Source organism: Lacrimispora sp., assembly GCF_031982545.1.
Classification (GTDB): domain Bacteria; phylum Bacillota; class Clostridia; order Lachnospirales; family Lachnospiraceae; genus Lacrimispora.
Genome location: NZ_DALYXB010000002.1, coordinates 425,463 through 441,431, shown reverse-complemented (window position 1 = coordinate 441,431; position 15,969 = coordinate 425,463). Strand labels below are relative to the sequence as shown.

The window sequence follows — 15,969 nt, the reverse complement described above, 5'->3', positions numbered from 1 at the left end:
TTTATCGAAATATGTTATAATTTATTATAATATTAATAATAGAACAAGTCAATGAGGAAGAGGCAAACGAAAGGCAGAATCATGAATAATAGAAGAGGAAAGAGGAAGTATACCGGGATATTTATCTGTTGCGCAATGGCGGCTGTGCTGATTATTTTCTGCTTTCTCACATTTGGTATCTGGAATGACTATAAGGATGCCATTATTAACAATCAGAAAAAGCAGATGCTTTTGACAACCCAGAGTATGGGGGAGAACTTAAAGGTTTTTATTGAAGGCTATCAGGCAGATCTAAATACAATTTATGATATAGAGGAAGAGAACTTTAGAAAGACCGGAAACCGGGACTGGAGTATGATCGGGGATTATGTATCCAATCACAGACGGTTTGTCTATGATGTGATTGTGGAAGACAAACGTGGGGATATGATAAAAAGCATGAAGGGCTATGGTGTGGTGAAGACATATTCAGTCACACCAATCAGCCAGTCGGAACAGTTTCTTCAGTGTAAGCTGGAAAATGGAGACCTGTATCTGGTATTAAAGAGGAAGATTCCCGATGTGGGTTCTATCTCCATCGTAATTAATGAACGAAACTACTATAAATCACTGGTATCTAAAATTCGTCTTGGCACAAACGGATATGTCGTCATAAAAGATTCTTCTGGTATTATACTGGCACACCCCCAGGAGCAGCAGTGGGGAATCAATGTGATTTCCGGGAGAAAAGAGATGTTCCCAGGCGTAGACTTAACCAGTTTAAAACAAATGATCGACAAGCAAAACCGGGGAGAAGAAGGTGTATCGGAGTATTTTTCTTACTGGTGGGTTGATCCGGGTGTTCCGGAGGTGAAAAAGATCAGCGCCTATTCACCGGTACAGATCGGAGATGGATTCCTGGTCATCAGTGCGGTCATCGATTACAATGATATCTACATTCCTGTAGCAGCCGGATTTTTTAAGCTGGGACTTGTATTTTTTTGTGCAATGGCAATTGTTCTGGGTTTGGTAATTTATATCGGAGATTTAAGGGTTCAAAAACGAAAGGATACGGAACAGATTACATATCTTTTGGAACTCAATAAAATACTGGAAGAGATTCATCAGAGTGAGGAGACTATTGCACATCAGCAGAGGCTTCAGATTATGGGAACCATGACAGGTGGAATTGCCCATGAATTTAACAATCTTCTGACTCCTATCATGGGTTATGCAGAGCTTTTGATGCTGGATCTGCCCGAACAGTCAGAGAATCATGACAATGCCACGGAAATCTATGAGGCTTCTACAAAAGCAAAGGAAATTATCCAGCAGATCTCATCATTAAGCAGAAAAAATATGGAGACGGCTTTTAAAAATCTTCAGGGTGAAAAGGTGTTAAAACGGGCAATTAAGATGGTTAGTTCTGTCTGCCCCCCCAATATACATCTAAAGGAATCATTTACCCTGCAGGAAGAATGCTTCCTGGGCAATGAAACACAGATGAATCAGGTGATTTTAAACATCTGTGTTAACGCCATTCATGCCATCGGACACAGAGAAGGAACCATTTGTGTATCATGCCAGTCGGTGGATCGTGTGGATCTGGCCCGGCACAAGCTTTCCACACTGCCGGAGGGGTGGGATCATTATATCCGGATTGATGTGGAAGACGATGGGGAGGGAATGAGTGATGAGGTGCTGAAACAAATATTTGACCCGTTTTTTACTACTAAGAAAAATGGAAAAGGGACAGGCCTTGGCCTTTCCCTGGTGGAGCAGATTATTCATTCCCATAAAGGCTATGTATTTGCAGAAAGCACTCTGGGAAAAGGAAGCATCTTTCATATGTACCTACCGGTTAATGAGCAGAAGGAGCGGGAAGAGGAGATTAAACTTGTGGATGGAGGACCGGTCCTGCGTATTTTGATTGTAGATGATAATCCCAAAGTATTACGTCTTTTGGAAAAAAGCTTTAGCAGGCTGGATGTTCCTCTTACTTCCTGCATGGATTTTGAAGAGGCGAGAAAAATATTAAAAGAACAGGAAGTGGCTGCGGTTGTAACGGAACAGTATGTGAGAGGGAAAAGCGGGGTGGATTTTTGCATGTCCTTACAGGGTCCGTATCCCGGAGTGATCCGCATTGTTATGGCCGACCGTGTGACAAAAGAGCTTGTGGAAGCAAAGAAACGCAGAATGATAGATGAATACATTGATAAGCCGGTCTCAGATTCTGCAATTTTAAAAGCAGTCATGAATTTAAAAGATATATTTTAACTGGAAGTCCAATCTTAACAACTTTTAATTTTTCTCTTAAAGAAATGAAAGGGAGAAGATGTGAGGCTGTAAGGTTGGGCTTTTATACTTTCTCTATAACAAAATATAGAGGAGGAAGAAAAACATGAATGAGACAATGCTTGCATTATTGGGATTTGCAACCATTATCATGATCATTGTTTTACTGTTGAGAAATGTTACTGTTCCGGCTCTGGCATTCATCGGAGTATCCTGTGTCAGTGCGCTGATACTGGTATTAACAGGAACCTTTACAGTCAAAGAAGTTGGGGATTTTATTAAGGCGGGGGTTGCTGATGTGCATTCCACTGCTGCACTGTTCATATTTTCCGTTTTGTTTTTCGGAATTATGACGGATGCAGGAATGTTTGACAGCATCATCAATGCTTTAATGAAAAAAGTGGGGCACAATGTAGTTGGAGTTGCATTTATGACCTGTATTATTGCCATAATCGGTCATCTGGACGGAGGTGGGGCTTCCACATTCCTGATAACCATACCGGCAATGCTTCCGATTTATAAAAAGCTGAAGATGCGTCCTACTACGCTTCTTTTAATCTGCGTAACAGCTATGGGTGTTATGAATTTACTTCCATGGGGCGGTCCTACCATGCGTGCTGCTTCTGTTCTTGGGATTGAAGCCAATGTACTTTGGATGAGAATTCTTCCCATGCAGGCAGTTGGTATTGTAATTGCGTTATTTACCGCTTTCTTCTGGGGCGTGATGGAGAAAAAACGTGGTGCGGGAATTGACAGCACTCTGGAAATGGAAGATTTTGATATGCTGGAAGAAAGCGCTTCTACCAGTGAACTGGGTGATCTTGCAAGACCAAAGCTTTTATTCTTTAACATAGGTCTTACCCTGCTTGTCATCTATTGCCTTGTATTTTTAAAGGTTCCATCTTACTTAACTTTCATGGTAGGTTGTGTAATTGCACTTCTGGTTAACTACCCGGGAGCGAAACTTCAGAATAAGATTATTAAATCTCATTCCGGCCCTGCTCTTATGATGGCATCTACGATTCTTGCAGCCGGTGTATTTTTAGGTGTACTGGAACAGAGTGAAATCATGAACCATATGGCTAATATTCTTGCTTCATTTATTCCACAGTCTATGGGTCATTTTATGCCTCTGATTATCGGCGTTTTATCTGTACCGCTGACCATGCTGTTCTGTACGGATTCTTATTTCTACGGTCTGCTTCCTGTTCTGATCAGTGTAGGAAACAGCTTTGGCGTAGATCCTGTTCATACGGCAATTGCCATGGTAGTATGCCGTAACTGTGCAACCTTCATCAGCCCGGTAGTTCCGGCAACGTTCCTTGGTGTCGGTCTTGCAGGTGTTGAAATCAAAGACCATATAAAGAATTCATTCCTTTGGATCTGGGGCGTCAGCCTTGTATGTCTGATTGCCGGTGTTGTGCTTGGCGTCATTACATTTTAAATAAGTTATCTCCTAAGAATAGCGGGGCTGCAAAATGCGGCCCCGTTATATATTACTGAATTAATAAATGCGTTCTGAAATGCTGTGTATCAGCAATCAGAACGCATTTTCAATTTTATGAAGCGCTGACAGGATCCAGTCTCCCGCAGGAAATATCCATAACAAAGCCTTTTATGGTAACACCAGAAGGCATAAGCGGATGCTCTTTTAACAGAGAAACAGAGCGCTTGACAGAAGTTTTTGTATCCTCAAATCCCTGAAACAGGTTTTCAAAATCAAACCCCATTTCTCTTTGATTCTGTATGGTTTCTCTTGTAATACCCCGCTGCACTAAACGGGTAATAATGGATTCTGAACTGACAGATGCGGCACCGCAGTCAGTATGACCAATTACCATGATCTCTTCCACACCAAAATCCAGTATGGCAATCAGCAGGCTCCGGATTGTACTGTCACAAGGATCTAAGATCATTCCGCCGGCGTTTTTAATTAATTTCACGTCTCCGTTATGAATGCCCAGAGCTGCTGGAAGAAGCTCTACCAGCCTTGTATCCATACAGGTTAATATGGCAAGCCTTTTTCGGGGATATTTGTTGGTATTAAAGCGTTTATAGAAACCGCTGTTTACAAAGATGTCGTTGTATTTCAGAATTTCCTCAATCATAATCTGCCTCCTTTTATATGGTGTCAGGTTTATGATAGAGGTTTAATCTTAAATGGGACTTATAGTTCTCCTTAAAGATTATTTAGCTTGGAAGGTCAAATGTGTTCTGGAAATGAAAAATGTCGAAAAATGTAAGTGCTTAACCATTTTTTGTTATCAAAAAAACTAATAAAAACACAAGTGAAAATATGTATAAAAATAACAAATATTAAAAGTATTATTTGGAAAAAACTGGTATTAACACATAAAGATATTGTCATTAATTACCAAAAGTGCATAAGCGAGCTTGATTAATTTGATAGAGAGTTGTAAAATTCAGCTGTAAGCGCTTACACTACAAAACGGGAGGAAATAAGTATGAATGCTTTGCGAAAACAATGCAGAAGGGGTGTGGCTGTGCTTTTGGCAGTTGCCATGCTGCCACAGTGGGGAGTGCCGGGCGGCGGTCTGGCACATGCAGAACTCTTAAAGGAATTGGAAGAAAGAGATTATGCCACACCGTCAGAAGCGGCGGTATCAGAATTTTTTGAAACCAGGGATCTGGAAGTGTTAACTGCCACACCTTCCAATGCCGAAGTTTCACTGTCTGTTGAAACCGCTTCCCCATCCAATGCCAGCCTGTCACTGGCAGAGGTAAAACATTACAGTACGTCAGAGGGGAGCAGCGACGTGACTAACTTAAGAGTTCCCACACTGGCCTATGACGACACATCAATTACTCTGGTATGGGACAAGCCGGAGAATTATGCGGACGTCGCCAACTACTACGTATACTTAAATGATGTGAAACTTGGTGATGCAAGAAGTAATTTTGCCAGTCATGCAGACTGGGCATCTGTTTACATGAAAGCATTTTACGATTATTACCAGGAAAAAAACATCGATATGGTAAACGTAGATATTCATTCTTTTCGTGCAGACGGACTGAAACCGGATACGGATTATAACTTTTCTGTGGCGGCGGTGGATGCAGCAGGAGAGGAACTTGGCAGCCGCGCAAGTATTTCCTGTTCAACAACCAGCAAACCGGAATTGTTTGACATTACGGATTATGGTGCAAAGCGGTCAGAAGAAGGATTTACCTCCATTGATGAGGAGAAGAATGCGTTTACAGTAGCCAATACTAAGGCAATCCAGGATGCCATTGATGCCTGTTCGGAAGGGGGAAAGGTTGTAGTTCCAGAGGGGATTTTTATGACGGGAGCCTTATATTTAAAGAGCAATATGACTCTTGAGCTTTCGGAAGGGGCAGTGCTGTTCGGATCACCAGATGTGGATCATTATGATCAGAATTATCTGCTTTATCCCTATTCCACAGATACAAGATCCTGGGCACTGATCAACACCTACAGTGCAGATGAGGAAGGCGGATTTGAAAATATCCGGATCGTGGGGAAGGGGACGGTTTATGGAAATGGTTGGAAATATGGTTCGGAAACGGTTCCGGCTTCAGACGGAAACGGATATCTTCCTGCCATTCAGCCAAGACAGAGCGGAGATCCGGACTGGGCAAACGGGGAATTTTCCAAATATGCCTTAAAAGGTTTTGTGGGAAGAAAAGATAAGAATTACAATGACATGAACCTTGGAATTCTTGCCAAAAGTGCCTTTGACAATGGCAAAAGCAATGGCCTTAGTAATACCTCAGCTTATGCCACCAGACCCAATCTCATTGTGCTTCGAAATGTAAATGGCGTTTACATTGAGGGAATCACAGCAGAAAATCCTGCAAATCATACAATAGCAGTTCTTGACAGTGAAAATGTGGTTTCTGAAAACGTAAAATACATTACTTACGATGCAAACAATGGGGATGGAATCGAGCTTGGCAATACCCAGAACGCCATGGTCTTTAACAATTTCTTTGATACCGGGGATGACGGGATCAATTTTGCAACCGGAATGGGGAAAGGTGTGCAGGATACAGATCAGAAGCCATCAAGCGAAATCTGGACATTTAACAATTTCCTGAGGGAATGCCATGGCGGTGCAATTGCAGCAGGAAGCCATACGGGAGCAGGCATTGGCAGTATGCTTGTGGAGGACAATGTTTTAAATCACAGTGATATGCCATTCCGTTTTAAGAGTGCACCTGTAAACGGGGGCGGAATCTATGATGTACTGATTCGCGACTGTGCGGTGGGAGATGCCCAAAAGGTATTTACCTTTAATACGACTTATAGTGATGCGAACCAGGCCATGACTGTGGAACCGGCAGATAAGCCGGCAGAATTTTACAACATTGATGCATTCCGCATCACAGCGGATACCATCACAAAAAACACCATCGATATTGTGGCAGATGTGGATGACCAGATGCCTCATAAACCCGTACATAGCCACCATGATCTTTATTTCCAGGACATAACATTTACTAATATTGACACAAAGCTGGCAAAGAACTCTGAAATCTTACAAGGTGCTTCCAATGTTACCTTTAATAATGTGGTGATGAACTGGAAGAATATTGAAAAAGGGTCAGATGATGCAGCAGAAGAAAGCTATAAGGCATGGGCAAATATCAGCGCCTGCAGCGATTTGAATTTTATTGGTACAACTACACAGTCAGTAAATTCCTATGATGCAATGTCAAAGCCCGTCTGGCCAGAGGACGCAGCCGTACTTGCCAGTGCATCGGAAGCAACCAAGAGTGGATCTGAGCGGAAGGTAACATTAAAATGGCCTGCAGCCAGGGATGGAGATCAGGTGGCAGGTAAAGGAGAAATTGCCGGGTATATTGTGGAAACATACCTGGAAGATGAGTTAATTGACAAAACAAAACCAGTAAGCGGGACATCCTGTGAAATCGGGGGACTTTCACCGGATACCGGTTACTTATTTAAGGTTTATGGTGTTGATCAGACAGGAAACAGGACACCAGAGCTGGCGTATGAAGTAATGACAACAGAGGGAGAGGATCCGGAGTTAAAAGAACCGGAATCCAGTCAGGTTACATTCAGCGGAGTGGGTTACACCTGGGCTACTGCTAAGTTTGCAGCCAGCAAGGATCCAAGAGTCAGGGGATACCGGGCATATGCAGACGGGGAGCTGGCAGCTACGGTCTATCAATATCAGCTTGCCGATCCAAAAGCCAGTAATATAAGTATGACCATCGGAAGAATGATGGAGGAGAGCAATGAAATAACCGTTGAGGCATTCAGTGACTCAGGCCAGACCTATGAATATAAGGAAAAAACGGTTAAGACAATGAAGAACTACGATTACAAAGCTCCGGTATGGGAATCGGAAGCCCTTAAAGCCACTGTTACAGGGGAGAATGTGCTCCTGACATGGAAGGCACCGGAAGATGAGTCGGGAATTTATGCATACCGGGTGTATGTGGATGAGAAACCGGTCTATACGACGGAGGGGGATTATTTTAATCATGTCAATGGTACCTATACCACAAAAGATGCTTTTTACACCGTAAATAATCTGGATTTATCCGTACCACATACATTCCGCGTGGAAGCGGCAGATGCCTGGTGGAGAGCAAAAGATGGCAGCGGGCCGTTCCACTGGACAAACAGCGGGCCTGAGGTTATGTGGGATGGGTCTGGTATCGTGCAAAAACGTAGGATGGCTGGATCTGAAATTCTTTGGAAGTCTTCGGCATTTGGACAGTCTACGGATTTGAACTTTAAATCTGGTGTCTTAGAGGATAAGGTTGGAACGAATTATACCTGGCCTGTGAATAAAGATGTTCCTCTGGGAATGGAGGGAAAACCTGCTCAGGATGTTGTAATTGAATCCAGGGGAGGAAAGCTTCAGGCAGGACATGACGGAATTACATTTTATTATACCGAAGTGCCGACCAGTAAAAACTTTGCGCTTACTGCAGATGTTACAGTGGAAAAGATGGGACCGGAGAACGGAACCAAGCCCAATCAGCAGGAAGGCGCGGGCCTTATGGTCAGGGATGTTAACGGACCTCCCAGAAAGGATCCTCTGGAAGAAGGATACGAAGAGTACCCGGCTGCTTCCAATATGGTCATGCTGCAAGTAGGTGCAGCTGGAAAATCTCTTAATGCGGACTTAAATTTAATTGCATCAGCCCGCTATGGTGTAAACAGCCCGGCAGGAAACTTAAAGTCTGTTAAGAACACTGAGACCTTTGCAAAATCTGTTGGAAAAGCAGACAAATCAGGAGGGAAAACCAATAGTTATAATACTGAACTTAAGTTGAAACTGGAGCGAACGGATGCAGGATTTACCACTACCTATCTGGATAAGGATGGAAACGTAATCAGTACGTATACCTTTAAAGATAAAAATGTGACTCCCAATATTGTGTCCTATTTAGATGAGGATTTGATGTATGTTGGATTTTTTGCTTCCAGAAACGCCAGAATAACGGTTAAAAATATTATTCTTGATTTAACGGATGTCGTAATACCCGATGAATCACCGGCATATGTGGCACCTGATGATGAAGGTGCATCTCTTTATGTGGCTTCCGGAGAATATTCAAACAGCCGGGATTATATGGTTCAGGCGCTGACGAATCAGTCTGGCAGTATGACAGTAAGCCAGGATGGAAGTGTAATTGTTTCAAAGGCTGAAGTAACCGGAGGTACTCAGTTTAAAGTACCAGCCGTGTTAAATGAGTCCGGAGGAGAGTTTAAGCTGACCTTTGTACCATCCGAAGGATTAGATATCGGAAAGGAAATTGTAAAGACATTTCAGGTAAAAAGAGAAGATTATGGTAAAGATCTTTACGTTTCATCGGAAGGATCAGATAGTGGGGTGGGAACCGCCGCTAATCCTATGTCCATTGAGACTGCAGTAAAGAAACTGGTGCCAGGTGGAACTATTTACATGAACGAGGGGATCTATCAGCCATTTCAAATTCCTTTGACTGCATCAGGAAATGAGGATAACAGAAACACCCTGAAAGCCATGGGTAAAGTTACTATAACAGGAGACTTAAAGATATTTGTTTTAGATTGTGATTACTGGAATGTTATGGGTCTTGATGTAGATGGGCGTAATGTGGAAAACAGCCGCGGTGTTATGATCCATGGCAGCCATAATCTGATGAAGGATTCCCTGATTCACAATACCTCCAGCGATGCAGGTCTGACCATTACAAAATCAAGAGGCAGCAGAAGCTTATGGCCGTCTTATAATGTGGTCGAAAATTGTGAGTCATATGAAAACAAAGATGGATCCATGATTAATGCAGATGGTTTCGCTTCAAAATCAGGTTCCGGTGATAACAACCGGTTTGTAAACTGCGTATCTCATGATAATGCGGATGATGGCTGGGATTTATATAATACGTTATCAGATGGGCCAAACGGCATAACCATAATTGAGTACTGTGTGGCATATAACAACGGAAACAATGGGTTCAAGCTTGGAGGAGAGGGCAGAGAAGTACCTCATATTTTACGCAACAGCATTGCTTACCACAATAATCTGGATGGAATTACGGATAACTTTAATCCAGGTGAGCTTAGAGTTGAAAACAATACTTCTTTTGATAACGTCAGATTTAATTATATTTTACGCCCAAGTCCTTATAAGATGGATGGGAGTGGCAATCTGACTGCGGATGGAATATTTAAAAATAATGTTTCCTACCGGACCGATGCATATAGTGCAAAGCTGAAAACAATTTATGGAGATAAAATAGCTGCAAGTGAGATCAGCAATAATTATCTTTATACGGAAACCGGAAACGCCATAGACGGAGATAATTTCCTCTCGCTGGATCCGGCAGACAGCTACTACCGGGTTGACGGCAGAATTATGTTTGGAGACTTCCTGCGCCCGAAAAGAGGAAGTGTGATACGAAATGCAAAGGCTGGCGCTATACTGCCTGGAATTGATGAGCCGGAGCCAGAGCCGGAACCAGAGCCGGAACCAGAGCCAGAGCCAGAACCAGAACCAGAACCCACGCCAAATCCCACTCCTAATCCCTCCCCTTCCGATCGCGATTCCGATTCGGACAGGGATTATGGTATCAGAAAGCCATCTGGATCAGGAGAGGTAACAGGAGACTGGAAGCAGGATGAGAAAGGATGGCGTTTAAAGAAGAAAGACGGTACTTATCCAAAAGAGGAATGGGCTAAAGTCAACGGTGTCTGGTATTACTTCGGACAGACCGGATATATGACTACCGGCTGGAAGCAGGTAGAGGGAAAATGGTATTATCTGGCAACCGACGGAGGGATGCAGACAAACTGGGTATGGACCGGAGAAAACTGGTATTTTATGAATGCAGACGGTTCCATGGCAACCGGATGGGTCATGGTAAATGACAGCTGGTATTATTTAAACCAGTCAGGAGAATGCCTTTTAAATACGGTTACACCCGATGGATACCGTGTTAATGAAAAAGGGGAATGGGTGAAATCATAATTTTGCCTGGTTTTACAGGAACATAGTCAAACAACGTATAAGAGCGCGCTGCAAGATCAGAAAAATAAGATTTTTGCAGCACGCTTTTTGTCGTATTTTGTAGAAAATGGCAGAAAATGAAATTGTGAAATCTCCCGTCAGATGATAATATAGTTCTATATTAAATTGCTGCTTGTCCTGCTTAAAAATGATTCACACTTTAAGATTGTGAGGAAGTCTTTATGTTACATGAGGCAATGAGGTCCTATTACGCACCGCTTTTAATCCTGCTGTTTTTCGGGATAATGGTTTTGGTGGACAAACTTTTTTCCCGGAAAATTAAACGTTTATTTCTTCTGGAGATTTTTCTGCAGCTGTTTTTAATGGCTGTCACATCACTGGATCAGTATTTTGCAGCATCGGGTGATGCTGGTATGGTATGGAGGTTCAGAAGTATCACTACCTGTCTGAATTTTGTAATTGGTCCGTGTTCCTCCATGATTCTGGTATTGATTTACGATACAGGTGTGTCAGGAAAATTGTCAAAATTATATTTCCTTCCCCAGGTGATAAATGCTGCGCTAAGCGTGCTGAGTTTATGGAATGGCTGGATTTTCTCTGTGAACAGCAGTAATCTGTACAGAAGAGGCCCTCTGTTTGCCATGTCATTAACAGTTGGATTTTTCTATCTGCTCACATTGATTATATTTTCTGCCAAACAGCAGGATAAGCCCAACAGAAGGGCAGAGACGACATTTCTAACAGCTGCTTTTCTGGCAATTGGTACAGCTGCCGGTCTGGAATTATTTTATGATTTTAATTTCATGATATGGAATGTTTCATCTGTATGTGTTGTTTTGTATTATTTACTTTTAACTACCCAGAAAATACTATACGATTCCATGACAGGTACATACAGCCGGGTAGCCTATGAAAAGCAAATGGAAAAGCTGAATTATAAGCATTCCTGTACCATCGCCATGATCGACCTGAATAATTTAAAGCAGTTAAATGACTGGTATGGGCATTCTGCAGGTGATGCGGCAATCTGCAATGTGACAGCAGCCGTTTTAAAGCAGAGATCCAGACATATGAAGCTATATCGTTATGGTGGAGATGAATTTGTTCTAGTCAGCAGCCGGATTTGTGAGGAAGAGATGCACCGTGTTTTAAAAGCAGCGCAAAAATATTGCGGCACGATTTCTGGCCAGCCAATTACTTTTTCCTATGGAATTTCCGTTTACCGGCGCGGAGATGATATTTACAAAGCAATTACCCATGCGGATGAGATGATGTATCGGAATAAGGCGATAATAAGAGAAGGAGAAGCAGCAAAATTGGACTGATGTGCCCCAAAAAGGTAGAGATTATAGCGAAGCGGTTTTATACCGCTTCGCTATTTTTAGTTAATTTCTATTTTTAATTATTACGTAACTGGATCCGGTATTGTTTTGGAGAGATGCCGTTCAAACGCTTAAAGAGCTTGATAAAGTAGTTGATATCATTATATCCGCAGTTTACAGCCACAATATGAATTGGCATCTGTGTGGAGTTCAGCAAAAACAGGGAATGGCTTATTCTGACTGAGTGGATATAGTCTGTCAGATTCCTTCCGGTTTCCTTTTTAAAGAGGCTGGATAAATAAGATTTCGTCACATGGCATCTTTCAGCAAAAAAAGCCAGAGTCAAAGGTTCAGCATAATGAAAATCGGTATAGGTGATGCACTGCTGAACGATCTGCGAATAATTCTTCATAGAATGATTGTAAACCAAGAGGCAGTATTTGTGTATCATATCACTTTCTAAAGTATCAAGTTCTTTCAATGATCTGATCTGGTTAATCTGTATGGCAAATCGGGTAGACAATTCATCAATGTACATTGGATGGACATGTCCCTTCTGCACAGCTTTACGACATAGGGTATTAAGTACAATAACTAAATTTTTCCTGTTCACCAAAGTATTTTCGCTTCGAGGCATGATTTTGAAATTCCTGGATTTTCCGTGGTAAAGAATAGCTCTTGCATGATCACCTGCGGCGATAGCCTCCAGCAGATTTTCTTCTGTCTCATAACGCTCTTCGATGCTCTGTATGGCAATAAAAGGATTTTCATTTAACTGGGAATGTCCAATTACGGATTCGATAGAAGGATCTCTGGAATCCGAATATATCTGGAACTTAAAATCTCGTGAAAATAAATGGCAGGCTATATTAATCAATGTGGATTCAAACACATTGAAATCAGGCGGTATTGTAATATTACAATAGTAAGTCTGCAAATCCTGTAAGATTTTTTCCGGCAGGGTTCTCCTTATCATCAGCTGGTGTATCTGATCAGGTGTCGGCAATGTTTCAAGTACAGGACCCACAGAAATGTAAAAGTTCTGTTTATCTGATTCAGATTTTGTATCTTCTATAAGGATAAAATAATTAACCAGATTAAAATCATCTTTTATCCGCAGTATTTCAGAGTCGTGGCAGTGACTGATAATAAAATCGTGAAGACTTTGATAATTGTAATTCGTATAGAGTCTGCCGCGCAGAGCCAGATCGACCTGATAAAGGTTGGAAAAGTCGGTCTCCAGCCGGTAACAGGGTACATTCTGCGCCTGCATGATATGAACAAAAAGATCCAGATTATCCAAGTTCATGTATCGTACTCACCTCTTTAAGAAATTATATAATTTAACAGTAAAATCGTAAAATATTTATGTAAAATCAAGTATACCATAAAATCGTATTATTTTAAATGAAATTTATCACTGTTTAACATTGTTTTTTTCAGATAGACTTCCTATATCATAAATGAACAGGAGGAAGCAGAATGAAATATAAGGATTTCGCAAGGAAAAAGAATTATCTGGTCTGAGGCTTTTAAAGCAGCATTGGAGAAAATGATGGGTAAGAGTGAATTTAAAGGAGATGAACAAATGAATGATAAGCAGGAAAGACCATTTGGACTCAGAGATAAAATAGGATATATGTTTGGTGATTTCGGTAATGATTTTACATTTATATTTGCCAGTTCATTTTTAATGGTGTTTTATATGAAAGTTCTCGGAATTCCGGGAGCCATGGTAGGAACCTTGTTTCTGATGTCCAGAATCGTGGATGCTTTTACGGACATCACCATGGGGCGCATTGTTGATACCTGCAAACCTGGAAAAGACGGTCGTTTTAAACAATGGATCCGTTTAATGGCAGGCCCAGTGGCAATTGCCAGTTTTTTAATGTATCAGTCTTCCATGGCAGGAGCTTCCATGACAATGAAGATTGTTTATATGTACGGAACCTACTTACTGTGGGGAAGCATCTGCTACACTGGTATCAACATTCCTTATGGTTCCATGGCATCTGCGATTACGGAGAAACCAGATGAGCGGACCGGATTATCCACGTTCCGTGGGATTGGTGCAAATCTGGCTCAGTTGATTATCGGCGTGTTAGGTCCCATTATCATCTACACAAAGGATGAGAGTGGTGCGCAGGTTATCAGAAACAGCGGGAACATCTTCCCTGTTATCGCAGGCGTATTCTCCATATGTGCCGTCATCTGCTACGTTATCTGCTATAAATGCACGACAGAGCGGGTTAAAATTGAAAAGGAAGAAAATTCTACTAAAATGACATTAGGCAAGACCTTCGCAGCAATTTTTTCAAGCAGAGCCATTCTTGGAATCATCGGTGCGGCAATATTCTTATTGTTAAGTCAGCTATTAATCAGTGGCTTAAATACATACCTGTATGCGGATTATTTTGGAGATATCAAAGCGTTTTCCAGCTTTACTTTTATTAATGTTTCATTTGCCTTAATTCTGGCTATATTTGTGGGAAAAATCGCAAAAGCGGTTGGAAAGAAAGAAGCTGCCATCATAGCTACCACATTTACTGCGGCTGTATATGTATTGTTGTTTATCTTAAAGGTTAGGAACCCATGGGTTTACATGGTTTCTGCAGCGATTGGTTTCCTGGGTGTTAACTTTTTCAACCTGATTATCTGGGCAAATATCACAGATGTAATTGATGATGCGGAGGTAAGAACTGGTAAGAGAGAAGATGGTACGATTTATGCAGTTTATTCCTTTGCAAGAAAAGTAGGTCAGGCACTGGCTGGCGGCTTAAGCGGATATGCTCTGCAGATGATTGGCTATGAATCAGCAGCCAAGATTCAGACACCGGAGGTACTTAACGGATTATATACAATCTCAACCATTGTTCCTGCAGTCCTGTTTTTATGTGTTGCCCTGATGCTGTTTTTTGTATATCCACTGAGTAAAAAGAAGGTGGAGGAAAATTCTGAGATTTTAAAAGAGAGAAGATTAAATCATAACTAGTTTTTCAACAAAGGAGGAGCCCGTGAAGAAACATGTAATGATATCTGGTTTTGCAGATGAAATTTGTGAAGATTTTGAAGAGCAGTTAAATACCGTGACCGGGTTGGGAATGCAGTACATTTCCCTGCGGACAGCAAACAGAAAATCCATTGCAGAATTTACAGTTGAGGAAGTCAGGGAACAGCTTCTGCCCAAACTCAACCAGTTTGGTGTAAAAGTATCGTCTCTGGGCTCGCCCATTGGAAAAGTTGGTGTAGATGATGAGGAAGGTTATGAAAAACAGCTGAAACAACTAAAGACGCTTTGTGAAATTTGCAAGGTTCTGGATTGTAAGTATATCCGTGTGTTCAGCTGTTATATTCCAGCAGGAAAAGATCCGGATCATTACAGGGACAAAGTAATGGACAGAATGAGAGGGTTTTTAAAAATTGCAAAGAGTTATAAAATTATTCTGATCCATGAAAATGAAAAAGATATTTATGGCGATACCGGAATCAGGTGCAAAAACCTTATGGAAGCGTTATCAGATTCCTGTTTTCTCAGTGCATTTGATTTTGCCAACTACGTGCAGTGCAACGAAGATCCTGTTAACTGCTGGGATTTACTAAAGGATTATGTTGCCTATATACACATCAAAGATGCAGTTGCATCAGATAAAGAAAATGTGGTGTGCGGTACCGGTGAAGGGCGGATCAGAGAGATCTTAGAGCGGGCTGTTTTGAGAGAAGGCTATGAAGGATTTTTGACTTTGGAGCCTCATCTGGTGGTGTTTGACGCTCTGTCTGATTTGGAACTTGCTGATGCAAAGAAAATCATAAAAGAAGATAAAGCAAAAAATGGTGCAGAGGGTTATGCAATGCAGTATCGTGCGTTGCGGGAAATTTTAAAATCCATGCTATAACCCATG

At 41.7% G+C, this 15,969-nt stretch carries 8 protein-coding genes; 6 read left to right on the top strand and 2 right to left on the bottom strand.

Annotated features, from left to right (window positions below; all coding sequences use genetic code 11):
• The first annotated feature begins 81 nt into the window (after positions 1-81).
• Both ABS301_RS05470 and ABS301_RS05465 read left to right on the top strand, forming a co-directional pair.
• Positions 82-2,256, top strand: coding sequence for an ATP-binding protein (locus ABS301_RS05470; protein ID WP_349671253.1), 2,175 nt, complete (start codon positions 82-84; stop codon positions 2,254-2,256).
• Positions 2,257-2,380: 124 nt separating this feature from the next.
• Complete coding sequence (locus ABS301_RS05465) at positions 2,381-3,718, top strand: CitMHS family transporter (RefSeq protein WP_349671252.1); 1,338 nt, start codon at positions 2,381-2,383, stop codon at positions 3,716-3,718.
• A 115-nt stretch (positions 3,719-3,833) separates the two neighbouring features.
• On the opposite strand, the gene ABS301_RS05460 is transcribed toward ABS301_RS05465, so the two are convergent.
• Positions 3,834-4,382, bottom strand: a complete 549-nt coding sequence (locus ABS301_RS05460; RefSeq protein WP_349671251.1) for a beta-class carbonic anhydrase — start codon at positions 4,380-4,382, stop codon at positions 3,834-3,836.
• A gap of 357 nt (positions 4,383-4,739) precedes the next feature.
• Between ABS301_RS05460 and ABS301_RS05455 the strand changes: the two genes are divergently transcribed.
• Together ABS301_RS05455 and ABS301_RS05450 are read left to right on the top strand one after the other, a co-directional pair.
• Positions 4,740-10,748, top strand: a complete 6,009-nt coding sequence (locus tag ABS301_RS05455) for a right-handed parallel beta-helix repeat-containing protein (RefSeq protein WP_349671250.1) — start codon at positions 4,740-4,742, stop codon at positions 10,746-10,748.
• 221 nt (positions 10,749-10,969) lie between these two features.
• Positions 10,970-12,073, top strand: a complete 1,104-nt coding sequence (locus ABS301_RS05450) for a GGDEF domain-containing protein (protein ID WP_349671249.1) — start codon at positions 10,970-10,972, stop codon at positions 12,071-12,073.
• A 73-nt stretch (positions 12,074-12,146) separates the two neighbouring features.
• On the opposite strand, the gene ABS301_RS05445 is transcribed toward ABS301_RS05450, so the two are convergent.
• Complete coding sequence (locus ABS301_RS05445; protein ID WP_349671248.1) at positions 12,147-13,379, bottom strand: helix-turn-helix domain-containing protein; 1,233 nt, start codon at positions 13,377-13,379, stop codon at positions 12,147-12,149.
• 279 nt (positions 13,380-13,658) lie between these two features.
• Between ABS301_RS05445 and ABS301_RS05440 the strand changes: the two genes are divergently transcribed.
• Positions 13,659-15,062, top strand: a complete 1,404-nt coding sequence (locus ABS301_RS05440; RefSeq protein WP_349671247.1) for an MFS transporter — start codon at positions 13,659-13,661, stop codon at positions 15,060-15,062.
• Between the two features lie 22 nt (positions 15,063-15,084).
• Positions 15,085-15,963, top strand: a complete 879-nt coding sequence (locus ABS301_RS05435) for a sugar phosphate isomerase/epimerase family protein (protein ID WP_349671246.1) — start codon at positions 15,085-15,087, stop codon at positions 15,961-15,963.
• Positions 15,964-15,969 lie beyond the last annotated feature (6 nt).

Bases quoted from the DNA above. Each gene is read 5' to 3' on its own strand.
- ABS301_RS05470 (WP_349671253.1), top strand. From the start codon at position 82: ATGAATAATAGAAGAGGAAAGAGGAAGTATACCGGGATATTTATCTGT.
- ABS301_RS05465 (WP_349671252.1), top strand. From the start codon at position 2,381: ATGAATGAGACAATGCTTGCATTATTGGGATTTGCAACCATTATCATG.
- ABS301_RS05460 (WP_349671251.1), bottom strand. From the start codon at position 4,382: ATGATTGAGGAAATTCTGAAATACAACGACATCTTTGTAAACAGCGGT.
- ABS301_RS05455 (WP_349671250.1), top strand. From the start codon at position 4,740: ATGAATGCTTTGCGAAAACAATGCAGAAGGGGTGTGGCTGTGCTTTTG.
- ABS301_RS05450 (WP_349671249.1), top strand. From the start codon at position 10,970: ATGTTACATGAGGCAATGAGGTCCTATTACGCACCGCTTTTAATCCTG.
- ABS301_RS05445 (WP_349671248.1), bottom strand. From the start codon at position 13,379: ATGAACTTGGATAATCTGGATCTTTTTGTTCATATCATGCAGGCGCAG.
- ABS301_RS05440 (WP_349671247.1), top strand. From the start codon at position 13,659: ATGAATGATAAGCAGGAAAGACCATTTGGACTCAGAGATAAAATAGGA.